The organism is Bradyrhizobium sp. 61, assembly GCF_023073075.1.
Lineage (GTDB): Bacteria > Pseudomonadota > Alphaproteobacteria > Rhizobiales > Xanthobacteraceae > Bradyrhizobium > Bradyrhizobium barranii.
In genome coordinates this window covers 15,038-36,483 of the sequence record NZ_JADPIU010000017.1, presented here as the reverse complement: position 1 = coordinate 36,483, position 21,446 = coordinate 15,038, and the positions used below count along the sequence as shown (strand labels likewise).

General features: G+C 64.0%; 20 protein-coding genes. 13 read left to right on the top strand and 7 right to left on the bottom strand.

From position 1 onward, the window contains the following. Positions 1 to 165: 165 nt before the first annotated feature. Positions 166 to 1,209 carry a medium chain dehydrogenase/reductase family protein gene (locus IVB46_RS07995; protein ID WP_247304975.1) on the top strand — a complete coding sequence of 348 codons (1,044 nt, stop codon included), beginning with the start codon at positions 166 to 168 and terminating at the stop codon, positions 1,207 to 1,209. Between the two features lie 249 nt (positions 1,210 to 1,458). On the opposite strand, the gene IVB46_RS07990 is transcribed toward IVB46_RS07995, so the two are convergent. The 4 genes from IVB46_RS07990 to IVB46_RS07975 all read right to left on the bottom strand — a co-directional run bounded on the left by IVB46_RS07990 (position 1,459) and on the right by IVB46_RS07975 (position 5,575). Next, positions 1,459 to 2,487 carry an ABC transporter permease gene (locus IVB46_RS07990; RefSeq protein WP_247304979.1) on the bottom strand — a complete coding sequence of 343 codons (1,029 nt, stop codon included), beginning with the start codon at positions 2,485 to 2,487 and terminating at the stop codon, positions 1,459 to 1,461. Positions 2,488 to 2,499: 12 nt separating this feature from the next. Continuing rightward, positions 2,500 to 4,002: a sugar ABC transporter ATP-binding protein gene (locus tag IVB46_RS07985; protein ID WP_247304982.1), complete on the bottom strand. Its 1,503-nt coding sequence runs from the start codon at positions 4,000 to 4,002 to the stop codon at positions 2,500 to 2,502. 6 nt (positions 4,003 to 4,008) lie between these two features. Beyond that, complete coding sequence (locus IVB46_RS07980; RefSeq protein ID WP_028155964.1) at positions 4,009 to 5,031, bottom strand: sugar ABC transporter substrate-binding protein; 1,023 nt, start codon at positions 5,029 to 5,031, stop codon at positions 4,009 to 4,011. A gap of 139 nt (positions 5,032 to 5,170) precedes the next feature. Further along, a complete protein-coding gene (locus IVB46_RS07975; protein WP_247304985.1) occupies positions 5,171 to 5,575 on the bottom strand; it encodes a globin in 405 nt (134 codons plus the stop codon). A gap of 497 nt (positions 5,576 to 6,072) precedes the next feature. On the opposite strand from IVB46_RS07975, the gene IVB46_RS07970 reads away from it, so the two are divergent. The 11 genes from IVB46_RS07970 to IVB46_RS07920 all read left to right on the top strand — a co-directional run bounded on the left by IVB46_RS07970 (position 6,073) and on the right by IVB46_RS07920 (position 17,297). Next, the gene (locus tag IVB46_RS07970; RefSeq protein ID WP_247304987.1) at positions 6,073 to 6,447 is read left to right on the top strand and encodes a DUF2946 domain-containing protein; all 375 of its coding nucleotides are present in this window, start codon (positions 6,073 to 6,075) and stop codon (positions 6,445 to 6,447) included. Positions 6,448 to 6,531: 84 nt separating this feature from the next. Further along, positions 6,532 to 8,937, top strand: a complete 2,406-nt coding sequence (locus IVB46_RS07965) for a TonB-dependent receptor (RefSeq protein WP_247304992.1) — start codon at positions 6,532 to 6,534, stop codon at positions 8,935 to 8,937. Between the two features lie 26 nt (positions 8,938 to 8,963). Continuing rightward, complete coding sequence (locus IVB46_RS07960) at positions 8,964 to 10,175, top strand: sialidase family protein (protein ID WP_247304995.1); 1,212 nt, start codon at positions 8,964 to 8,966, stop codon at positions 10,173 to 10,175. Beyond that, positions 10,172 to 10,669: a TlpA disulfide reductase family protein gene (locus IVB46_RS07955; RefSeq protein ID WP_247304998.1), complete on the top strand. Its 498-nt coding sequence runs from the start codon at positions 10,172 to 10,174 to the stop codon at positions 10,667 to 10,669. The genes IVB46_RS07960 and IVB46_RS07955 overlap by 4 nt, the downstream gene beginning before the upstream one ends. Before the next feature lie 28 nt (positions 10,670 to 10,697). Beyond that, the gene (locus tag IVB46_RS07950) at positions 10,698 to 11,219 is read left to right on the top strand and encodes a copper chaperone PCu(A)C (RefSeq protein WP_063983006.1); all 522 of its coding nucleotides are present in this window, start codon (positions 10,698 to 10,700) and stop codon (positions 11,217 to 11,219) included. Further along, on the top strand, positions 11,219 to 11,653 hold the full coding sequence (locus IVB46_RS07945; protein ID WP_247305015.1) for a DUF5060 domain-containing protein: 435 nt from the start codon (positions 11,219 to 11,221) through the stop codon (positions 11,651 to 11,653). Before IVB46_RS07950 ends, IVB46_RS07945 begins: the two co-directional genes overlap by 1 nt. Positions 11,654 to 11,673: 20 nt before the next feature. Next, positions 11,674 to 12,192 (top strand): YcnI family protein, encoded by a 519-nt coding sequence (locus tag IVB46_RS07940; protein WP_247305017.1) that lies wholly within the window; start codon positions 11,674 to 11,676, stop codon positions 12,190 to 12,192. After that, the gene (locus IVB46_RS07935; protein ID WP_247305019.1) at positions 12,192 to 13,760 is read left to right on the top strand and encodes a CopD family protein; all 1,569 of its coding nucleotides are present in this window, start codon (positions 12,192 to 12,194) and stop codon (positions 13,758 to 13,760) included. Before IVB46_RS07940 ends, IVB46_RS07935 begins: the two co-directional genes overlap by 1 nt. Positions 13,761 to 13,911: 151 nt before the next feature. After that, on the top strand, positions 13,912 to 15,231 hold the full coding sequence (proS, locus tag IVB46_RS07930; RefSeq protein ID WP_071913420.1) for a proline--tRNA ligase: 1,320 nt from the start codon (positions 13,912 to 13,914) through the stop codon (positions 15,229 to 15,231). 73 nt (positions 15,232 to 15,304) lie between these two features. Beyond that, the gene (locus IVB46_RS07925; protein ID WP_247305024.1) at positions 15,305 to 16,585 is read left to right on the top strand and encodes a lipoprotein-releasing ABC transporter permease subunit; all 1,281 of its coding nucleotides are present in this window, start codon (positions 15,305 to 15,307) and stop codon (positions 16,583 to 16,585) included. Between the two features lie 7 nt (positions 16,586 to 16,592). After that, positions 16,593 to 17,297: an ABC transporter ATP-binding protein gene (locus tag IVB46_RS07920; protein WP_166096967.1), complete on the top strand. Its 705-nt coding sequence runs from the start codon at positions 16,593 to 16,595 to the stop codon at positions 17,295 to 17,297. Positions 17,298 to 17,426: 129 nt separating this feature from the next. Here IVB46_RS07920 and IVB46_RS07915 read toward each other — a convergent pair whose 3' ends face one another. Next, complete coding sequence (locus IVB46_RS07915) at positions 17,427 to 18,506, bottom strand: zinc-binding alcohol dehydrogenase family protein (protein ID WP_247305027.1); 1,080 nt, start codon at positions 18,504 to 18,506, stop codon at positions 17,427 to 17,429. A 109-nt stretch (positions 18,507 to 18,615) separates the two neighbouring features. Between IVB46_RS07915 and IVB46_RS07910 the strand changes: the two genes are divergently transcribed. Continuing rightward, positions 18,616 to 19,395: a helix-turn-helix transcriptional regulator gene (locus tag IVB46_RS07910; protein ID WP_085400303.1), complete on the top strand. Its 780-nt coding sequence runs from the start codon at positions 18,616 to 18,618 to the stop codon at positions 19,393 to 19,395. Between the two features lie 83 nt (positions 19,396 to 19,478). Here the strand turns inward: IVB46_RS07910 and IVB46_RS07905 are convergent, their stop codons facing one another. Continuing rightward, positions 19,479 to 19,778: a hypothetical protein gene (locus IVB46_RS07905; RefSeq protein ID WP_063983013.1), complete on the bottom strand. Its 300-nt coding sequence runs from the start codon at positions 19,776 to 19,778 to the stop codon at positions 19,479 to 19,481. Between the two features lie 206 nt (positions 19,779 to 19,984). Continuing rightward, positions 19,985 to 21,418, bottom strand: coding sequence for a DUF1254 domain-containing protein (locus tag IVB46_RS07900; RefSeq protein WP_247342431.1), 1,434 nt, complete (start codon positions 21,416 to 21,418; stop codon positions 19,985 to 19,987). Positions 21,419 to 21,446 lie beyond the last annotated feature (28 nt).

The following is a 21,446-nucleotide window of genomic DNA, read 5'->3' as shown; positions in this document are numbered from 1 at the left end:
CTATGCCCCGGTAGCGATCAAATTGCGCATCGCATACTTTGAGCCAAATCAAGGTAGAACTCCAGGCCGGCCATATCCTCAATGCTTGCCGACGTGGCGATGCAAAATAGCTGCAAAAGAGTGCCCGTCCTTGCGCTGGATCACGACATTGCAAGGAGATCGCCGATGATGGAGCCGCGCAATCGAGTTGTTCAAGTCAGCCTCTTCGGTGATCCCGAGAGGCTGGAGGTGGTCGTCGCTCCCTTGCCGACCGCCAGCCGGGGCGAGCTGCGGGTCCGTGTACTTGCGTCGAGCCTCAACTACACCGAGGTGTTGATCAGGCGCCATCTATACCCGCAAACGATGGGCCTCCGGCCGCCGTTCGTAATGGGCTACGACGTGGTCGGGGCAATCGATCAGCTCGGTGAAGGCGTGCATGACTTTCAGATTGGCGACCGCGTGGCCGACATGACGGTGGTCGGGTCAAACGCTGACTACCGCACGCTTCGGGCGAACGACGTGGCCCGCGTGCCGGAGGGCGTAGACGCGGCGGAGGCGGCCACGTTGATCTTGAGCTGGACGACCGCGTACCAGCTTCTGCACCGCGCGGCCCGGGTCCAGCGAGGCCAGCGCGTGCTCGTGCACGGCGCCGCCGGCGCGGTCGGCCAGGCGCTGCTCGTGCTCGGGAGACTGGCCGGCATCGAGCTGTGGGGCACCGCGCGCGGCGAGCACATGGCGCTCGTCCGAGAGCTAGGGGCAACGCCGATCGACTACAAGCATGGGGACTTCACGCGGGTCCTGCCGGGCGGGTTCGACGTCATCGTCGACGGCGTTGGCGAAGACGGCTATCGCCGCTCATACGCGGCGCTCAAGCCAGGCGGCCTGCTCTGTGCCATCGGTTTCTCGGCGAGCGTGCAAGCGCAGCGTCGCATGCTCCCTATCGTGATGGAGATCGCGCGCCTTTACCTGTGGAGATTGTTGCCCGGCGGCAAGCGGGCCCGGTTTTACTCGGTAAATGCCATGCGGGCGCGACATCCCACCTGGTTCAAGGAGGACTTGGAGCGGCTGTTCGGGCTTTTGGCAACTGGTGCCATCCGGCCGCGCATCGCCGAGCGGATCTCCTTCGACGAGGTCGCCGATGCTCACCGTCGCCTCGAGACTGGTGGCCTCGAGGGCAAGCTCGTGCTGTGCCCGGATCTCTCGTCGCGACACAACCAGCGCGCCGCCTGAAACGGCGCTCCAGACATGTATCCGCGGATAGATTCCTGGATTGCTTCGCTGCGCTCGCAATGACGGAGTTTGGGTCGCGGTCCTGAGCCCATCGGCCTTAAAGGCACGGCGCCATGATGACGTTGTGCTCCTGTTTTGCCCGACGTGTCAAACGTCGTTGCGGCGGGGGCTCAAGCCACCTCGCGCCAAATTCTTCAATGATTTGTACTGTGCATGGGGTTGTTTTCGCGTTTTTGTTTTGAGGGCTGCCTACTCCGCCGCTTTTTCCCTGAGCCGCTGCGCGTAGACGTTGATGACCAGCGCCGCCAGCAGGATCAGGCCGCGGATCAGGATCTTCAGGAAGCTGTCGATGTTGACGTGGTCGAGGCCGTTATTCAGGACACCGAGAACGAACAGCCCGACGATGGTGTTGCCGATGCCGCCGCGGCCGCCGAACAGGCTGGTGCCGCCGACGACGACGGCGGCGATGGAGTCGAGCAGATAGGTGTCGAACTCGTTCTGCTGGGCGCTGCCGAAATGGGCGACGCCGAGCATGCCGCCGATGCCCGAGCACACCGCTGAGATCACCATGACGGCGCCGAGGATGAGCTTGACGTTGAGGCCGGAATATTCGGCCGCCTCGCGGTTGCCGCCAACCATGTAGACGTAGCGGCCGAAGCGCGTGTAGGTCAGCACCAGATGGCCGCCAAGCAGCATGATGGCCGCGACGATGACGATCCAGGGGATCCCGCCGATCGAGCCCGAGCCGAGCGTGGTGATCAGGCCGGGCACCTTGTAGGCGATCTGGCCGCGCACCAGCAGCGCCGAGACGCCGGCCGCGATCTGCATCATGGCCAGCGTCATGATGAAGGAGGGGATGCCGATCACGGTCAGGCCGAGCGCGTTGACGAGGCCGAGCAGGGCGCAGAGCAGGATCGACAGGATGATCGCGACCGCGCCGGGCAGGGGAATGTTGGCGATGTTGACGTAGGAGTCCTGCAGTGTGAAGTAGGCGACCGCGATGCCGGTGACGTTGGCGATGCTGGCGATCGAGAGGTCGATCTCGGCGCAGAGGATCACGAAGGTGAGGCCGACCGCGATGATGCCGGTCACCGACACCTGCGTCAGGATGTTGCCGAGATTGTCCAACGTCGCGAAGGAGGGGCTGGCAAGGGCGAAGAAGGCGGAGAGGAAGATCAGGGTGAGGAACGGCGCGATGTTGCGCATCTGCGAGCGCAGGAAGGGCGCAACGCCGCGCGGCCGCTGACCCGCCGCCAAAGCCGTCTCACTGCTCGCCATGGTGCTTCTCCGTCACGCCGCTTCCAGCAGGCGGTCTTTGCTGACCGGCTCGTTCTTGAATTCCCGCACCAATGCGCCGCGCTTGAGCACGAGGATGCGGTCGGCCAGCGACAGCACCGTTTCCGGCTCGGTCGACAGCACGATGACCGCAAGCCCCTTGGCGCGGAGATCGCGGACGATGTTGATGACGTCGTTCTTGGCGCCGACATCCATGCCCCGGGTCGGCTCGCACAGCACCAGCAGCTTCGGCGGATAGGTCAGCCATTTTGCCAGCGCGACCTTCTGCTGGTTGCCGCCGGAGAGCATGCCGAGGTCGAGGCCGACCACCGGCGGCCTGATCTGCAGCTGCTCGACCTGGCGCTTGGCGATGTCGCGCTCCTGTGCCGGCTTGAGCAGCAGCGACGAGATGCGGTCGAGAATGCTGATCGAGATGTTCTTGTAGACCGGTTCCTGGTGAAACAACATGGCGCGCCGGCTCTCCGGCACCAGCGCCACGCCGGCGCGCCGCGCCGCCGCCGTGCTGGCAAAGGTTTTTGGCCTGCCCTCGACGGCGAGCGTGCCGCCGTCCGGCTTCAGCTTGCCGAACAGGATGCGCGACAGCTCCTGCTGGCCGCAGCCCATGAAACCGTAGATGCCGAGCACCTCGCCGGCGCGCGCCTCGAAGGAGATGTCCTTCAGGCTGCGGGCCAGCGACAATTGGTCGACCTTCAGGACCACGGAGCTGTCGCTCGACCGTGGCAGCATGAGGTCATCGGTGTAGCTGTGCTCGAGCGCTTCGCCGCCGCGGCCGATCATGGCCTCGATCAGCGCGCCCTTGCTGGTCGCAGCCGCCGCGGTCTCGGCGACCTTCCGCCCGTTGCGGAACACGGTCACCGTGTCGGACACAAGCAGGATGTCCTCGATGAAATGCGAGATGAAGACGATCGCAGTGCCTTCCTCGCGCAGCCGCCGGAGCGTCGCGAACAGCCGCTCGACCTCCGGCGGGGAGAGGGCGGAGGTCGGCTCGTCCAGGATGACGATGCGGGCGCCGGAGAACAGCACCCGGGCGATCTCGATCAGCTGCTGGAGCCCGATCGGGAGGTCGCCGAGCCTGGACATCGGATCGACGTCGATGCCGAAGCGGGCGAGCTGCTCGCCGGCCTCGCGCGCCATGCGCCGCCATTGCACGAGGCCGAACCGGTTGGTCGGCTGGTTGCCCAGGAACACGTTCTCGGCGACGGTGAGATCGGGCGCGACGCTCAGCTCCTGATGCACCATGGCGATCCCGGCCGCGTGTGCATCGCGGGCGGAGCGGAAATGCGTCTCCTTCCCGTCGATCAGGAAGCGGCCGGAGAATTCGCTGTGCACGCCGGCGATGATCTTCATCAGCGTGCTTTTGCCGGCGCCGTTCTCGCCGACGAGACCGTGGATCTCGCCGGGTGAAAGCGCGAAGTCGACACCACGAAGCGCCTCGACGCCGCCGAAGCTCTTCGTGATGCCTTGCAGTTCCAGGATGGGCGAACGAACCTCAGGCATGGAGGCTCAGATCAGGAAGTGATCCTGCATCCACTGCATCCCGGCGGCGTTGGCCTTGGTCACGACCGGGCCGTCGGTGACGACGTTCTTGGGAATGCCCTGTCCGCTCTTCTCGCCGCCGACCACGGCGGAAACGCCCGCGATGATCGCGCCGCCATGGATGCGGCAGGACGGATTGCGCACGGTCGCGAACATGCGGCCCTCGCTCACCGCCTGGATCGCCGGTGGCATCGCATCGACGCCGCCGATCAGGATGTTGGTGCGATTGCGCGCCTTCATGATGTTGGCGGCGGCGAGCGCCATGTCGTCATTGTGGAAGAACGCCGCGTCGATCTGCGGATATTTGGTCAGATAGGTTTCCCAGAGACGCGCGGTTTTCGACACGTCCCAGTCGGCAGGCTGGGTGTCGAGCACCTCGATGTTCGGGAACTGCTTGACGACGGTGTTGAAGCCTTTGGCCCGGCCTTGCGCGCCGGTATGGCCGAGCGCGCCTTGCGTCATGATGATCTTGCCCTTGCCGCCCATCGCGTTGCACAGCGCCTGCGTCACCGAGGCGCCCATGAACTCGTTGTCGGGGGCAAGGAAAGAGTGGACGTTGATCTGGTCGAGCGGGGCAATCAGCGTGTCCATGTCGATCACCGGCGTGCCGGCATCGATCATCTTCTGCACGGGCTGGGTGAGGGTGCCGATACCGAAGGCCTGGATCGCGACGAAGTCCCACTTTTGCGAGGCCATGTTGTCGATCGCCGCGCGCTGCTTCACCGCATCGAGCTGGCCATCGAACCAGGTCACCTCGACATTGAACAGCTTGCCCCAGAATTCCGCCGCCTGCTTGCCCTGGGCGCACCAGGTGGCCTGGAGGCCCGCATTGGAGAAGGCCGCCTTCAGCGGCTTCTCGGATCGTCCGACCTCGGCTGCAAGGGCGGGGTTTATGCCCATGCTGCCGAGAAGGGCAGTCGCGGCGCCGGCGGTCGCCGCCGCCTGAAGAAGATCGCGCCTCGTCGTCGAGAAATCTTTCGTCCCGGACATCGCTCGCTCCCATAAAATTTTCGTCGGCGCGTCATTGATTGCGCGACCGATGTCCGAAAGTCTCTCACAAGAGTTCCTGCCACTCAATCTGCAATCGATCGCGAGATCGCCGCAGCTCGTGTTGGTGCAGCGCAAAGCGTCAGGCCGGAATAGTGGCGAAGGCGTCGATCTCGACGAGCAGCTGGTCCCAGGCCTGCGCGATTTCCGGCGACCATGCGTCGCCGAGCAGGTCGCGCAGCGCATCCCTGATGACGGCGAAGAACGCGATGAACAGGTCGCGCGGGGTGCCGTAGCCATCGTGCGAGGCGACCTCGCAAGCGATTAGCCTGAAATGGCCCCGACGCTCACCGGCGAAGTCGAGGATTGCCTCGATCGTCAGCGCAAGCATCGATCCCATCACCAGCTCGCTGCCCTGCGAGCGGAACATGGTCTGCGTTTCGGGATGCTGTTCGAACAGCCGTTGGTAGACGAGTGGCGTGAGATCCGCGCAACGCGAGGCCGCGAGTTCGAAGCTGTTTTCGATTGGATTAGAGGGAGCGCTCATCGGCATCGAAGCCATGCGGGCAAAAGAGCCTTGCGGGCAAAAAAAGAGCGGGGCCCTAGCCCCGCTCGAAAATTGTGTCGACCCTATTATCCCCGATTCTAAGATTTGCTCTTGATTGACGGGGCGACGCTGCGTTTTGCGCGCCAGGGGCTCCTCCCGAGACTTGGACCACCAGACTTCGACCTCGCGGCCAGCCTGAGCAAGAGGGATGCTAGATCAACTTTTCTCACTTGTCATCATTTTCGGCAACGATTGTTCAAAATTAGAGCAACTGACGAAATGATCGGGCTGTTTAGCCCGTAAGCATATGACAAATATAAGAAATCTGTGGACGGGGCGGGTTGCCGGACTGCCTCAAATGCCGGACGTCCCAGCCCATGGGGCGGCGGGACCACAGTTTTCGAGAAATTTGCGCTGGGCCAAGAAGCCGGCGGAACTGACCTCGACTCAGGTCTCGGCGAGGTGTTTAGTTCGTAGGCGAACGAATGGCTCGGCGGATGCGCGCACGGCTGCAAAAATTCCTACCCTTGGTCCTGCTCGCTTTGGCGATGCAGGTGCTGGCGCCGATTGCCGCCTGTCTGGCGGCCGGCCAGGCCGTGGCCGATCCGTTGTCTGCCGGCGTCATCTGCCACAGCGCCAGCGAGCAGGGCGGTCTGGACGACCAGACCGGCGCGCCGACCGCACATGGCGCCGCGTGCGCGCTGTGCTGCCTGGCGCAGGCAGGCGCATCGCTCGATTCACCGCCGCACGTTGCGCTCGCCATTCCCTTCCGCCACGCCGCGCGCGTGGTGTGGCATGCGGCGGATGTATCCGCCGTCGCAATTCATAAGGGCACAGGCGCCCAGGCGCGCGCACCACCTCAATTTTCCTGACGACCCTCGTGATTGCCGCGGTCCGTCCGCTGGCGATCGATGCTGTCGAATGGCCGGAGAGAAAGCCGGCGTCAGGAATGCCCCATGTTACGTTGTCATGCCCGCCGTGGCGTGAGCGCCGTCGCGGTCCAGGCCGCGCTGCTTGCGTCGTCGAGCGGAGTCTTTGCCCAAAGCACGAACACGGAGCTGCCGGCGGTGACCGTTGAGGCGCCGCAGACTGCCCGTGCCAAACCAGTCACCCGGCCTTCGCAACCGCGATCCGCTTCGGCCGGCCGCGCAGCGAGGCCCGTTACGCCGAGTGCGAGCGTCGGCGCGTCGACCCCAAACCGGGCCGTGACGGCCAGCGCGGCGCGAGATGGCCTCAATCAGGCGCCAACCGGCCAGACCGAGACGACCATCTATCGCAGCCAGTTCGACAACCGGCCGGCGGTTACCGTGGCCGACGTGCTGCGCGAGAGCCCCGGCATATCGGTGAAGCAGGGCAACGGACCCCGCGATATCGGCATCTCGATCCGCGGCTCCAACGCCCGCAACGGCTTCGGCATCCGCAATCTCGTGATCTTCGACGACGGCTTCCCGGTCACGCAGCCGGACGGGCTGTCCCGCAGTGATCTGATCGATCCGCGGGCCTATGCCGCCATCGACGTGATCCGCGGCCCCTCGTCGGCGCTCTACGGCAATTACGCGACCGGCGGCGCGCTCAATTTCCGGACACGGCCGGGCGGCACGATCGACGGCGTCGAATATGGCGTCGACGGCGGCAGCTACGGCTATCTCAACAATTATCTCGCGGCCGGCAAAAAGGTCGGGAACTTCGAGGGCTCGCTGTTCGCAAGCGACACGCGAGGCGACGGCTATATCGGCAATAGCTGGTTCAATACGCAGACCGTCAACTTCCTCGGCACGCTCAAGGCGACGCCGGACGATCGTTTCACGGTCAAGATCATCAACAACGACCTCAGCACGCGGCTGCCGATCCGGCAGTCGCTGAACCAGTACTATCAAAACCCTTTCCAGCAGGGCTGTGCGACCGGCGTCTCGGCCGCCGCCGGATGCGGCACGGTCACACTGTTCAACAACGGCTTCAATGCAACCGCTGGAACCGACAAGGAGACGGCCGTGCAGGCCGGGCTTGGCCGCAACGACCGCCGCACCATCGTCGGCGGCCGCTGGGAGCACGATTTCGACAACACCACGACCTGGCGCAACCAGTTCGTGTTCGACGACAGGAACATCAATCAGCCGACCGGCACGACCAGCGCGATCGGAGATTTTCCCTCGTACAATTTCATGAGCGACGTCACCAAGCGGGGCGAGATTCTCGGGCTGGAATCGACCACGTTCTTCGGTGCCTTCTACAACACCCTGACGGCCTCGAGCGACACGCGGAACGTCATGCCGGGGGGCAATGCCACACTCGGCAGTCTGTCGAGCAATCTTTATAGCCAGACGACCAATTACGGCGTTCGCGCGCGGGAAGAGCTCAAGCTGACGACATCCTTGACGGCTGTCGCAGGCGTCGGCTGGGAAACTACCGTTCTCAAGGGGATCAACACTGCGTATGCGTACGCTGGCCCCACTGGCATTACCACGACGACGCTGACGACCGCGGACAGGCAATTCCAGAACACTGCGCCTGAACTAGCGTTGCTCTATACGGTGAACAACGAGTGGGTGCTCAGGGGGCGGGTTGCTACGGGGTACGGCACTCCGCAGGTTTCGAACCTGTTTGTCCTGCCGAGTGGGCTGTCGGGCAACAATACCCAGCTCCAGGCTCAGAAAAATCTGGGCTACGACCTCGGTTTCGACTGGACACCGAACAACACGCTCAAAGTCAGCGCGACGGGCTTCTACGAGTTCTTTCGCGACGAACTTGTATCGCAGGCAACACCTGTCAATTCACCTAACCCGAGCTACACGTTCAATGCGCCGCGCTCGGAGCATCGCGGCATCGAGCTTGCGGCCGACTGGAAGTTCTATCCGGGCTGGCGGTTTATGGCGGCGTACACCTACCTCGACGAGGTCTATACCGAGTATGTCGAGAACATCACCAATGGCGCAGTGTTCAGCTTCAACCGGGCCGGCAACAAGATCCCCGGCATTTCGCCCAACGAGCTGACAGCCCGCGTTGGCTACGACGAGTTTGCGGGGCCACTGGCAGGTCTCGGTGGCTTTGTTGAGGTCCAGTGGAAGGACTCCTTCTACATGGACAATGCAAATCTGTTGAAGGCGCCGGGTTATGAGCTGGTCAATCTGAACGTCCACTACAAGACCGATCTGGTGTCCGACACTTTCAGATCCCTGAACCTGTTCCTCGAAGTCAGGAATGTTTTCGACCGCACCTACGTCGCGTCGGCAAACAACATCGCCAATACGGTGACGGCGGCCGGCCTTCAAAATCCTGCGAGCGTGCTCGCAAACACGACGGGATCGATCTACGCGGGCTCGCCGCGCCTGTTCGTTGCGGGTATGAAGGTGGCATTCAGATGATCCGGGCTCTCGAAGGGAATAGGGCCATGGTCCGAAGTGGCTTGCTTGGGATAGTCGCTCTTGCATTCCTGCAAGGGGCGGCGCTCGCGCAGATGCACGGTCAACATGCCTCCGAAGCGGCGTGCGAGGAGCCGACGCTGCGCTGCGCAACCAAGGTGACGCCCGCATTCGGACCGGACGGAACGCTGTGGCTGGCCTGGATGGCGGGCGGGCAGGTGTCGGTTGCGAGTTCGCCGGATGCGGGGCGCAGTTTCTCGGCGCCCACCCAGGTCACGACGAAGCGGCTGAACCTTGATTGGGGACCGGATGCGCGGCCTAAGATCGTGGTCGATCGCAAGGGCGGCATCGCGCTCGCATTTTCGATCTTCAGGGATGAGGCCTTCAACGGACAGGTGCTCTACACGCGATCCAGCGACGGCGGGAAGAGCTTTGCGGAGCTGGGGCCCATCACCGCCAACAATGAGAGCCAGCGCTTTGAGGCGTTGGCGCTCGATCAGGACGGAACGGTCTTTGCGGCATGGCTGGACAAGCGCAATCGCGTTCCCGCGAAGGAGGCGGGACGGAAGTACGAGGGAGCGGGGCTGTTCTTCGCCTCGTCGCGCGATGGCGGCGCCACCTACGCGGAGGCGAAGCTTGCGCGTGACAACACTTGCGAATGCTGCCGGTTGGGACTGACATTCGCGGCGCCAGGGCGGCCGGCCGTGATCTTCAGAAATATCTTTGAGGGCGGCGTGCGCGATCACGCGGTCATGACATTCGCCGACGTCTCGACGCCGGGTGAAATCCATCGGGTCAGCAATGACGACTGGCAGATCAACGCCTGCCCGCATCACGGACCGAGCCTCACGGTTGCGCCGAACGGGACCTATCACATCGCCTGGTACACGAACGGCAAGACGCGGAAGGGACTGTTCTACGCCCACTCGCGCGACGAAGGCCGTACCTTCTCTGCGCCCATGGCGCTGGGGCAGCCGGGCCGCAATCCGACGCGCCCTTACGTGCTCGCAGGGGCTGTGGGAACGGTGATGGTCTGGAAGGAGTTCGATGGCGAGAAGACCTCGGTCCAGATGACGATCTCCCGCGACGACGGCGAGACGTGGTCGCCGCCGAAGACGATATCGAGCACGACCGACACATCCGATCATCCCTTGCTCGTTTCCAATGGCCGACAGGTCTATTTGTCATGGATGACGAAAGCGGACGGCTATCGGCTCACAGCAATCGAGGACCAGCCATGAGACGTCGATTTGCAGGCATTCTGGGTCTGGGTCTCCTGATCGCGTCAACGGCTACGCTGGGAGCAGCGCCGGCCCTGAAACCGTTCGAGCGCGGCACCTGGCAAGGCGTCCTTAGGGGTCATGCGGGCCGCCCGACGCTCGTGCATTTCTGGGGCGTGACCTGCGGGCCCTGCAAGGTCGAGCTGCCGTTGCTCGGGCAGTTTGCGAAGGACTATCCCGGGATCGACGTGGTCACGATCAGCGCCGATCTCGTGCCGAACCTGCCGGCGGCAACGCAGTCGATGCTTGACAAGGCGGGGCTGTCGTCGACCGAGAACTTCATCTTCAACGACGGTTTTGTCGAGCGTTTGAGGTTCGAGATCGACCCCGCCTGGCAGGGCGACATTCCCCGGACCATGCTCATCTCCCGGGACGGGACAATCACGACGATCGAAGGCTCGGCCGAGATGGCCGATCTCGAAAAATGGTCGGGCCAACAGCTCGCCACACACTGAAATTCAATCTGCAAACGGGAATACCGATATGAAAACCATGTTGAAAGATGTGCTGCTCGCAGCGTTCGCTCTCGCGCTCTGCGCAGCACCAGCGGCGGCCGAGGACGTCAAGGCCGGCGATCTCGTCATCTCGCAGGCCTGGAGCCGGGCGACGCCCGGCGGCGCCAAGGTCGCCGGCGGCTATCTCACCATCGAGAACAAGGGGACAACGGCGGACAGGCTGGTCAGCGTTTCCGCCGACATCGCGGGGAAGACCGAGGTCCATGAGATGGCGATGGACAACGGTGTGATGAAGATGCGTCCGCTCGACAAGGGGCTCGTGATCGATGCCGGCAAGACGGTGAAGCTCGCGCCCGGCGGCAATCATCTGATGCTCCAGGAGCTGAAGGGCCCGTTCAAGCAGGGTGACAAGGTACCGGTGACGCTGGAGTTCGAGAAGGCCGGCAAGGTCGCCGTCTCCCTCGACGTCCAGGGCGTCGGTGCGCAGGCGCCCGGCGACGGCGGGCACATGATGAAGAAAATGCCGGATCATTCGGGAATGAAGATGTGATGAAACAGATCAAGTCTCCGATGACCTCGCCTCGAAATTTCGCGGGCCTTGCGCTCGCGATGGCTGCCTTGCTGTCGGTTGCCGCGACACCGCTTGCGGCGGCGACGGACGACGACAGCTTCTTCACGCACCTGCACACCGAGAAGGCGATGGCCAACGTCACGGTCTCGCCGGGGCGCGCCGGCCCGGTCGAGATCGCCATCCAGCTCGAAACCACGGACGAGACGCCGCTCACGGCGAGAGCCGTGTCGGTGACGCTCGTTGACACGCAGTCCGGCAGGAAGCTCGCGCCGGTCGAGGCCTCGCGCGACGGCGAGGACAGCTGGCACGTGAAGGTCGCGCAATTGACGCCCGGACGCTGGATGCTGGGTCTCGGAATTTCGATCTCCGAGGCCGATCATGTCAGTGTGGAATCGCCGATCCTGATCAAGTGACGATGTCGAAGGGACCAATCATGTCGAAGAGATCCTGCCTGTTCCTGATCGCCGCGCTGGCCGCGTCGCCTGCTGCGGCGCATATCACGCTCGAGACCAAGCAGGCCACGGTTGCTTCCTATTACAAGGCCGTCTTCGCCGTGCCGCACGGCTGCGCGGGTTCGCCTACCGTGAAGATCAGGGTGCAGATTCCGGAAGGTGTGATCGCGGTGAAGCCGATGCCAAAGGCGGGCTGGAGCGTCGATGTCGTCGAAGGCAAGTACGCCAACGAATACGACTATCACGGCAACAAGCTTTCCTCCGGCGTCAGGGAGGTCGCCTGGTCCGGCGGCAAGCTGCCGGACCACAATTTCGACGAGTTCGTCATCAGCAGCTTCCTGACAGACAGCCTGAAGCCGAACACGACGCTGTATTTCCCTGTCGTCCAGGAGTGCGAGACTGGCGTCAGCCGCTGGATCGAGATCCCGGCGGACGGGGCAGGGCATTCGCATGAGGGCAAGTCGCCGGCACCGGGCGTGAAGCTCCTGCCAAAGCCCTGATGCGCTTTCTCGCCGCGCTCGCGACGCTCCTCTGCGTTGTCGGCTTCACGACCGGCGCGTCTGCGCATGCGGCGCTGGTCGCAGTCGAACCGACGAGCGGCAGCATGCTTGCGAGCGCGCCGAAGGCGGTGGAGCTGCGCTTCAACGAGGCGGTGACGCCTGGTGCAATCCGCTTGATCGACGGCGCGGGCAGGGCGCGGGACGATGCGCGCGTCAGCGCGTCGGGCGAAACGATCTCGGTCGCGATGCCGCCAGACCTGCCGCAGGGCACTGCGGTCGTCAGCTATCGTGTGATCTCGCAGGACGGCCATCCCGTCGCGGGATCGGTGATCTTCTCGATCGGCATGCCGACGGGGACGCAACCTCCCGCCAATGCCGATCGCGGGTTGAACGTGCTGATCTGGCTTGCGCGCGTCGGTCTCTATCTCGGGCTGTTCGTCGGTGTCGGAGGCGTGTTCTTTGCGCGCTGGGTTGCGTGGTCGACGACGGGCATGACCGTTCCACGCGTGGCGCTCGCCATCGGCATTCCGAGCGCCGCTGTCTCTCTCGGGGTGTTAGGCCTGGATCTTCTCGGGCTGCCGCCAGCGGCTCTCGCGACGGCCGCCCCCTGGAAAGTCGCGTTCGCGACCAGTGCCGGCCCCGCGCTGCTGGTTGCGATTGCTGCGATGCTGTTCGCGTTGATGGCGCTGCGCAGCGCATGGTACGCGCGCGCTCTTGCGATCATCGCGCTGGTCGGCGTCGGCCTGTCGCTTGCCATGACCGGGCACGCCGCAACGGCCCCGCCGGAGGCTTTGACCCGGCCGGCGATCTTTCTCCACGGCCTCGGCGTCACCATCTGGATCGGTGCTCTCGCGCCGCTGGTCGCGCTGGTGTCGGAGCCGACGACTGCGACGCTCCCCGTCGTGAACCGCTTTTCCCGCATCGCTGCGCTGGCGGTCGGCGTGCTGGCCTTGACCGGCCTCGCACTCGCGATCGTTCAGCTCGAAAAGCCGGTCGCGCTGGTCGAGACCCGCTACGGACTCATCCTCTCGATCAAGCTTGCATTGGTCACGGGATTGCTGGCGCTTGCCGCGCTCAATCGGTTCAGGCTGACACCGGCCCTGGCCCTGGCCCGGAACGAGACAGGGACGCCCGCGCTCAAGCGCTCGATCCTGCTGGAAGGCGCGATCGCACTCGCCATCCTTGCCGTCGTCGCCGGCTGGCGCTTCACCCCGCCACCGCGGACGATCATTCCCGAGACGCCCTTGGCGATCCACATCCACAGCGACAAGGCGATGTTCCAGGTGCTGGTCTCGCCGGGCAAGGCCGGGCTCGACGATTTCGTGCTTCAGCTCATGACCGGCGAGGCCACGCCGCTGATCGCGAAGGAGGTGACGCTGACCCTGAGCCTGCCGGAGCGCGGCATCGAGCCGATGGAGCGGGGCGCATCGCTTGGGCCGGACGGCTACTGGCACGTGCGCAAGGTCGAGCTCCCCTTCGCCGGCCGCTGGCATGTGCGGATCGACGCGCTGGTGACCGATTTCGAGAAGGTCACGCTGGAGGACGAGCTCGATCTGGGGCTGCCTTAAAGCGCGCCGGTGCGGTTCATGCTGAACCTGAAGGCAACGGAAAAATGACAGGAATTCCGCCGCCTTAGCGGCTTTTCCTCATTCCCGGTCTTGTGTTTTCGCTCCCAATCCGCTTTCACTGCAGGCGATCACTGATTCCCAGAGTATTGCCATGCGGTTGTCGCGATTCTTTCTGCCCATCCTGAAGGAAAATCCGAAAGAGGCGGAGATCGTCTCGCATCGGCTGATGCTGCGCGCCGGCATGATCAGGCAGGAGGCGGCCGGCATCTATGCCTGGCTGCCGCTCGGCTTCCGCGTGCTGAAGAAGATCGAGCAGATCGTGCGCGAGGAGCAGGACCGCTCCGGCGCGCTGGAACTCTTGATGCCGACGCTCCAGCTGGCCGACCTCTGGCGCGAGAGCGGCCGTTACGACGCCTATGGCCCGGAAATGCTGCGCATCGCCGACCGCCACAAGCGCGAGCTGCTGTATGGGCCGACCAACGAGGAAATGATCACCGAGATCTTCCGCGCCTACGTCAAGTCCTACAAGAACCTGCCGCTCAACCTCTATCATATCCAATGGAAATTCCGCGACGAGCAGCGTCCGCGTTTCGGCGTGATGCGTGGCCGCGAGTTCCTGATGAAGGACGCCTATTCCTTCGACCTCAACGAGGCGGCTGCGCGGATCTCCTACAACAAGATGTTCGTCGCCTATCTGCGCACCTTCGCGCGGATGGGGCTGAAGGCGATCCCGATGCGCGCCGAAACCGGCCCGATCGGCGGCGATCTCAGCCACGAGTTCATCGTGCTTGCGGAGACTGGCGAATCCGGCGTTTTCATCAATCGCGACGTGCTGGACCTGCCGGTGCCGGGCGAGGACGTCGACTATGACAGCGACCTGACGCCGATCATCAAGCAATGGACCTCGGTCTATGCGGCGACGGAAGACGTGCACGACGCCGCGCGCTTCGAGCAGGAAGTGCCTGCGGACAAGCGGGTGAACACCCGCGGCATCGAGGTCGGGCAGATCTTCTATTTCGGCACGAAGTATTCCGATGCGATGAAGGCACTAGTTGCGGGCCCCGACGGTGTCGATGTGCCGATCCATGGCGGCTCCTACGGCGTCGGCGTCTCGCGCCTGCTGGGCGCCATCATCGAGGCCTGCCATGACGATGCCGGCATCAAATGGCCGGAGGCGGTGGCCCCGTTCCGCGCGTCGATTCTCAACCTCAAGCAGGGCGATGCCGCGGTCGATGCGGCCTGCGAGAAGCTCTACGCCGAGCTCACCGCCAAGGGTGTCGACGTGCTCTACGACGACACCGATCAGCGGGCCGGCGCCAAATTCGCCGCCGCCGACCTGATCGGCATCCCCTGGCAGATCATGATCGGGCCGAAGGGCCTCGCCGAGGGCAAGGTCGAGATCAAGAAGCGCAGTGACGGCTCGCGCGAGACGATGTCGCCTGCGGACGCGGTCGCCCGGCTGGTCGGCTGAATATTGTTCATCGCGCGATATCGCGGCCGCCAATCCGGCCACAATTGACCCCGAATCATGGGATTATCGAGCGATGGATGAGACCATGACCGAGACCAAGCAAACCGCGCCTTTTGCGCCATTCGAGTGGATGCTGTCGGCGCGCTATCTGCGGGCGCGCCGCAAGGAGGGATTCATCTCGGTTATCGCCGGGTTCTCCTTCCTCGGCATCATGCTCGGCGTGGCGACGCTGATCATCGTCATGGCTGTCATGAACGGCTTCCGCAAAGAGCTGCTCGACAAGATTTTGGGCCTCAACGGCCATATCCTGGTGCAGCCGCTGGAATCGCCGCTGACCGACTGGAAGGACGTCGCCGACCGCCTCAGCCAGGTCCAGGGCATCCGGCTCGCAGCGCCCGTGGTCGACGGCCAGGCGCTGGCGTCCTCGCCGTGGAACGCCTCGGGCGTCCTGGTGCGCGGCATCCGCTCCGACGACCTCAACAACCTCACCTCGATCGCCAAGAACATCAAGCAGGGCTCGCTCGAGGGCTTTGACGACGGGCAGGGGGTCGCGATCGGCCGCCGCCTCGCCGACCAGCTGTCGCTGCATGCCGGCGACAGCGTGACGCTGGTAGCGCCGAAGGGCGCGGTCACCCCGATGGGCACGACGCCGCGCATAAAGCCCTACAAGATCGTGGCGGTGTTCGAGATCGGCATGTCCGAATACGATCTCGGCTTCGTGTTCATGCCACTGGCTGAAGCTCAGGCCTATTTCAACCGCAGCAACGACGTCACCTCGATCGAGGTGTTCACCAACAACCCCGACAAGATCGACGCCTTCCGCAAGGCGGTGACGGAGGCCGCGGGCCGGCCGGTGTTCCTGGTCGACTGGCGGCAGCGTAACTCGACATTCTTCAACGCTCTCCAGGTCGAGCGCAACGTGATGTTCTTGATCCTGACCATGATCGTGCTGGTCGCCGCGCTCAACATCGTCTCCGGCCTGATCATGCTGGTGAAGGACAAGGGCAGCGACATCGCGATCCTGCGCACGATGGGCGCCTCGCAAGGCTCGATCATGCGCGTCTTCCTGATCACGGGCGCCTCGATCGGCGTGGTCGGGACGCTGGTCGGCTTTTTCGTCGGCCTCGTGATCTGCCTCAACATCGAGTCCATCAGGCAATTCCTGTCCTGGCTGACCAGCACCGAGCTGTTCTCGCCGGAGCTCTACTTCCTGTCGAAACTGCCCGCCGAGATCGACGTCGGCGAGACCACGGCGGTCGTCATCATGGCGCTGACGCTGTCGTTTCTTGCGACGCTGTACCCGTCGTGGCGCGCCGCGCGCCTCGATCCCGTCGAAGCGCTGCGGTACGAGTGAGGGGCTGATGGAGAGCCAGCAGGGGGCGGAAGATGTACCAGTCATTTATCTCCACGAGATAAAGCGGCAGTACTTGCAGGGCGAGGTGCCGCTGACGATCCTCGACAACGCCAAGCTCGCGCTGTGGGCCGGGCAATCGGTGGCGCTGGTCGCGCCGTCGGGCTCGGGCAAATCGACGTTGCTGCACATCGCAGGGCTGCTTGAAGCGCCCGATTCCGGCGAGGTCTACGTCAACGGCGCGCCGACCTCGCAGCTGCCCGACATCGAGCGTACCCAGCTCCGCCGCACCGATATCGGCTTCGTCTACCAGTCGCACCGGCTGCTGCCGGAGTTCTCGGCGCTCGAGAACGTGATGATGCCGCAGATGATCCGCGGCCTGAAGAAGTCGGAGAGCGTCAAGCGCGCCAAGGAGATCCTTGGCTATCTCGGCCTCGGCGACCGCATCACCCATCGGCCCGCGGAACTGTCGGGCGGCGAGCAGCAGCGCGTCGCGATCGCGCGCGCGGTCGCCAACGCGCCGCGGGTGCTGTTTGCGGACGAGCCGACCGGCAACCTCGATCCGCACACGGCCGATCACGTCTTCCAGGCCCTGATGCAGCTGGTCAAGGCGACCAAGGTCTCCATGCTGATCGCGACCCACAATATGGAGCTCGCCGGCCGCATGGACCGGCGCGTTTCGCTGTCGAACGGCCAGGTCATCGAGCTCGAATAATAAAACTGCGAAAACAACCCCATGCACAGTAGCCGGCCCTGGCCGACTGCGATCGGGGTGACGCCTTCCAGCCATTTGACATGTCGGGCCTATCGGCTGCGACGGCGCATCGCCGCAGCGGAGGGGCCATTATGGCCTGATCACCGTCAGCTTGAACGGTCCGCCATTGGCCGCGGCGTGTTCCACCGCCTCGTTGACGTGGTCGAGGTCGAACGCCGTCGCTTCGTATTCGTCCAGCCGTAACAATCCCGCGCGCACCAGCGCGATCAGGCGGCTCGCCGCATCCGGCGGATACATCCAGACGCCGTGGATGCTGATGCAGTTGCGCATGATCCAGGGGTAGGGCAGATCGAGGCCCGCGCCGCCCGCCATGCCGACGCCGCCCATCAGCACGACGCGGCCGTAAGCGCGCACCGTCATGATCGCCGCGCGTACGACGGTCGTGCTGACCGAGGGCGGCATGATGTCGAACACGCAGTCGATCGGTCCCGGTGCGGCGCGCTTCATGCTTTCGCAGTCGTCGCTCTCGTTGCCGGTGAGTGTCACCGGCTTCACCCGATCGCCGAAGCGGCGGACGAGGTCGGCCAAAATCCTGTCGTTGCGACCGGGCGCGACCACGCAGGCCGCGCCCATCGCGAGCGCGACCGAGACGGCCGCGCTGCCGAAATTGCCGGTGGCGCCGCTCACCAGCACGGTCTCGCCGGGCTGAAGGTTGGCGGCGAGGAAGCCGCCATAGGGCACCAGCGCCGTCCCCAGCGCGCACCATTGCGAGGCTTGGTCGGACGTGATCGCGCCAAGCCGCTTCACATTCTCGGTCGGCACGCGCATCCGCTCGGCATAGGAGCCGTGGCGAAAATGCCGTTGCAGGCGCATACCGCCGGGGCCGGCGGCCGTGAGCCCTTGCAGGGCGATATCGGGCGCCACTATGTCATCGCGCGAACGCACCGTCGGGTCGCAGAACACCCAGTCGCCAACGGCGAGCTTGGTCGCGTCCGGGCCGATCGCGCGCACCCGGCCGATGCCGCCGGGACCCGGGATGATCGGCAGGTCGAGCGCGTAGTTTCGTTCGCCGCTGAAAACCTCGTTCATGTAGGACAGGACGCGCGTGGCGACGACGTCGACGATGACCTCGCCGGTGCCGAGCACCGGCTCCGGCACATTCTCGATCACCAGCGGCGATCCGAAGGATTTGAGTACGGCAGCTTTCATGATGTTCACCTCAAAGTCGGGTGAAAGGGCATATGCGCCGCCTTGGAAAGGTCAGGAAGGCCTGGTATTATCCTAGTATTACGAAGGCCCTCCATCGGAGCGCAACATCATGGCCGACCCGCGCCGCATCGAATTCGGCGACTTCCTGCGGTCCCGCCGCGAAAAGCTGACGCCGAAGACGGTCGGTCTTCCCGCGGGCAGCCGCCGGCGCACCGCGGGCCTGCGCCGCGAGGAGGTCGCCCAGCTCGCCGGCATCGGTGTCGACTGGTACATCCGCCTCGAGCAGGGCCGCACCGTCAGCCCGTCGGTCACCACCGTCGATGCGCTCGCCCGTGCGCTGCGGCTGAGCAAGACCGAGCATGCGCATCTCAAGGCGCTGGCGCGCGACGGCGACAAGCGGGCGTTCACGCGCGAGATCGTGCCGCCGCCGATCCTGCGGCTGATCGAGAGCCTGCCGCATCCGGCCTATATCACCGGGCGGCGCTGGGACGTGCTGGCCTGGAACGAAGCCGCCGAGCAGGTTTTTGCGTTCGGCCGGTTGCCGGAGGAGGATCGCAACACGATGCTCCTGATGATGACCAACAAGCAGACGCGCAAGGCTTACGGCGCGGGCTGGGCGGAGGTCGCCAAGCGTATGGTCGCCATGTTTCGCGCCACCCACGACGTCTGGGCCGGCGATCCCGCCTTTGCGGAATTGCTGACGCGGCTGCGGCAGGGCAGCCCGGAATTCGTCAAATGGTGGGAAGCCCACGAGATCCGCAGCACCGCCTCGGGCCTCAAGACGATGTCTCATCCAACTCTGGGCGTGCTGCATTTCGAGCACACGAGTTTTCAGGCCAACGACGATCCCGCGCTGAAGCTCGTGATCTATACGCCGGTCGGGGCGTAGAACGCAGTCATCAGATCGGGAAGGCCACCGGCATATGTCCGGCGGCCTCCGCGCTTATTGTGGTTTGCGGGGCGGCGCCCCGACTAGAGATCGATGCTGACGGCGATGTTGCGGCCCTGCAGTTCGGCAATCTTCATTCCATCAGCCTGCAGCTGCGCGAACTCCGGGTCCTTTGCCACGGCCTCCTGCACCTTGCCGTAGACTTCCCAATTGGAGTAGCGCGTCGTAACCAGCAACTCTCCTGCCCAGTGACCGGTGTGGAAACGGGAGAGCCGAAGAAACTCGGCACCGTGTTTTTCAAAGATTTTCTTCGCCTGCCGGATGATCTGGACCGTTTCCTCGACCTTGTCGGTTTTGAAGCGAGTAAATTGAACGATCGGCATGGGCTACCTCCATAGCTGTGTAAACTGTCCAAGAGGCATGTATCGAGCGACGTTTGAGGAGCGAACCTCCCGTTCGATCTCGATGAAGGTTCGTCTTCGGCGGCGTGATCCTGGTTCAGGCTTCGCGAGCGGAATCAACTCTGCCCCTTCTCGGGCGCTTTAAATGCGCCGCGCGTGCCTTGCCCAGCCGGGCTCCCTTGGCATTGTCATTGCTGCCGGCCAACGGTTTCACTATCGACCCGCTTGATGGCGGGTGGATTCCACACGCCGGTCAATGCCTCCGACTTTGGCGCATAAAGACGCATGGTGAGGTTGAACGGGCTTTTGGGCGCGGGCAGCCAGTTGGCTTCGCGATCGCCGCCCGGATTGTCATTCTGGACGTAGAGCGTGAGCGATCCGTCGGCGTCGCGCTTGAACGGCATCCAGCTGCTCACCGCAAAGCGATTGAGTGGATTGGCAACCTGGAAGCCTTCATCGTCATACAGGGTGATTGACCAGAATGCCTCGACCGGCGGCACCGCGTCCTTGGCAAAGCGGACGATGTATTTGTTTGCGCCGTCGAGCGGCTTGCCGTTTTCATCGCCAACACTGTTCGGGTAGATCGCGTCCTCCGGCAGATTAGCGCCGAGTCCGAGCTGCGCGACGATCGCGCGCTTCAAGTAGTAGTTCCCGTAAACGCCCATCGTGTCCGTGTTCATGGACCAGTGATTTGCGACGCGCGCCAGCGTTGGGATTTTCCATGCCATCAGTTTTTGCGCCTGAGCCGGCGCATCCTCGATAGCTTTCCGTACCGTGGCATCGGCTTTGGTCATATCGAAGTTCTTGCCCGGTTCGAGACCTATCCGCGCCATGCGCGCGATGATCGGCTCATCTGTGATGTGTGGCGGGTGGACTTTGGATAGCTCCGCCGCATAGGCAAAAAACTTATCGCCTGCCATCGTGTCGACTTGCAGCTTCGGCGGCGTCTTGACGTCAACGTTGGGATCGATGGTCTGTGTCACTGCGACCGGGGGCTTACCCCACCCAGATAGCGGTGTGATCTTGTACCCCTTCTGCACCTCGTGAACCGGAGCATAGTCGGCAGGACCATCGGTCTTGGTGCGGCCGATGATCCAGACATAAGGCGTCGGCGCGTCGATACGTGCGAGGCCCGCCGGCACGTTTCCGTTCCAGCCCGGCGGCACGACCAGGAAATTCGCTGCCTTGGTGCCTGTCGTACGCCATCCCGGCGACGCGAACACATCGGTCCACATGTCGAGCATCGGCAGCAGGTAGTAGCGGCCACCGGTATCGGGAACCGAAACGACCATGGGTTCGCGGGTCAGGTCGAGCCAGGCGCTCGAATACAGCGTGTCGAAATTGGGCCGCACCACCGCCTTCATGTCTGCGGTCGGGTAGGCCTGGATATTGTCGAACGTGTTCGGAGGACCGCCTATTGCCGCAGTTTTGGGATCGGAATTGATGAGCTGCTTGCGCGTCAGGTCCATCGTCACGAGCGGATAGAAGTAAACATAGGCCTCCGCAGCGATCGCTTGTGCCTCTTCCGCAGAAATCGATTGAGCGGCGCTCGGGGTCGATGTCGACACGATGAGACTCAAGCCCGACAGGATCGCAGCAAGCGACAACAGATGCTTTTGCATAAGGGTTCTCCAGAAATTCGCTGCATTG

Coding starts and splice junctions, on each gene's coding strand:
- IVB46_RS07900 (WP_247342431.1), bottom strand. CDS start 21,418: ATGCAAAAGCATCTGTTGTCGCTTGCTGCGATCCTGTCGGGCTTGAGT.
- IVB46_RS07935 (WP_247305019.1), top strand. CDS start 12,192: ATGCGCTTTCTCGCCGCGCTCGCGACGCTCCTCTGCGTTGTCGGCTTC.
- IVB46_RS07965 (WP_247304992.1), top strand. CDS start 6,532: ATGTTACGTTGTCATGCCCGCCGTGGCGTGAGCGCCGTCGCGGTCCAG.
- IVB46_RS07960 (WP_247304995.1), top strand. CDS start 8,964: ATGGTCCGAAGTGGCTTGCTTGGGATAGTCGCTCTTGCATTCCTGCAA.
- IVB46_RS07980 (WP_028155964.1), bottom strand. CDS start 5,031: ATGTCCGGGACGAAAGATTTCTCGACGACGAGGCGCGATCTTCTTCAG.
- IVB46_RS07995 (WP_247304975.1), top strand. CDS start 166: ATGATGGAGCCGCGCAATCGAGTTGTTCAAGTCAGCCTCTTCGGTGAT.
- IVB46_RS07905 (WP_063983013.1), bottom strand. CDS start 19,778: ATGCCGATCGTTCAATTTACTCGCTTCAAAACCGACAAGGTCGAGGAA.
- IVB46_RS07970 (WP_247304987.1), top strand. CDS start 6,073: ATGCGCGCACGGCTGCAAAAATTCCTACCCTTGGTCCTGCTCGCTTTG.
- IVB46_RS07955 (WP_247304998.1), top strand. CDS start 10,172: ATGAGACGTCGATTTGCAGGCATTCTGGGTCTGGGTCTCCTGATCGCG.
- IVB46_RS07925 (WP_247305024.1), top strand. CDS start 15,305: ATGGATGAGACCATGACCGAGACCAAGCAAACCGCGCCTTTTGCGCCA.
- IVB46_RS07990 (WP_247304979.1), bottom strand. CDS start 2,487: ATGGCGAGCAGTGAGACGGCTTTGGCGGCGGGTCAGCGGCCGCGCGGC.
- IVB46_RS07915 (WP_247305027.1), bottom strand. CDS start 18,506: ATGAAAGCTGCCGTACTCAAATCCTTCGGATCGCCGCTGGTGATCGAG.
- IVB46_RS07940 (WP_247305017.1), top strand. CDS start 11,674: ATGTCGAAGAGATCCTGCCTGTTCCTGATCGCCGCGCTGGCCGCGTCG.
- proS (WP_071913420.1), top strand. CDS start 13,912: ATGCGGTTGTCGCGATTCTTTCTGCCCATCCTGAAGGAAAATCCGAAA.
- IVB46_RS07975 (WP_247304985.1), bottom strand. CDS start 5,575: ATGAGCGCTCCCTCTAATCCAATCGAAAACAGCTTCGAACTCGCGGCC.
- IVB46_RS07910 (WP_085400303.1), top strand. CDS start 18,616: ATGGCCGACCCGCGCCGCATCGAATTCGGCGACTTCCTGCGGTCCCGC.
- IVB46_RS07945 (WP_247305015.1), top strand. CDS start 11,219: ATGAAACAGATCAAGTCTCCGATGACCTCGCCTCGAAATTTCGCGGGC.
- IVB46_RS07985 (WP_247304982.1), bottom strand. CDS start 4,002: ATGCCTGAGGTTCGTTCGCCCATCCTGGAACTGCAAGGCATCACGAAG.
- IVB46_RS07950 (WP_063983006.1), top strand. CDS start 10,698: ATGAAAACCATGTTGAAAGATGTGCTGCTCGCAGCGTTCGCTCTCGCG.
- IVB46_RS07920 (WP_166096967.1), top strand. CDS start 16,593: ATGGAGAGCCAGCAGGGGGCGGAAGATGTACCAGTCATTTATCTCCAC.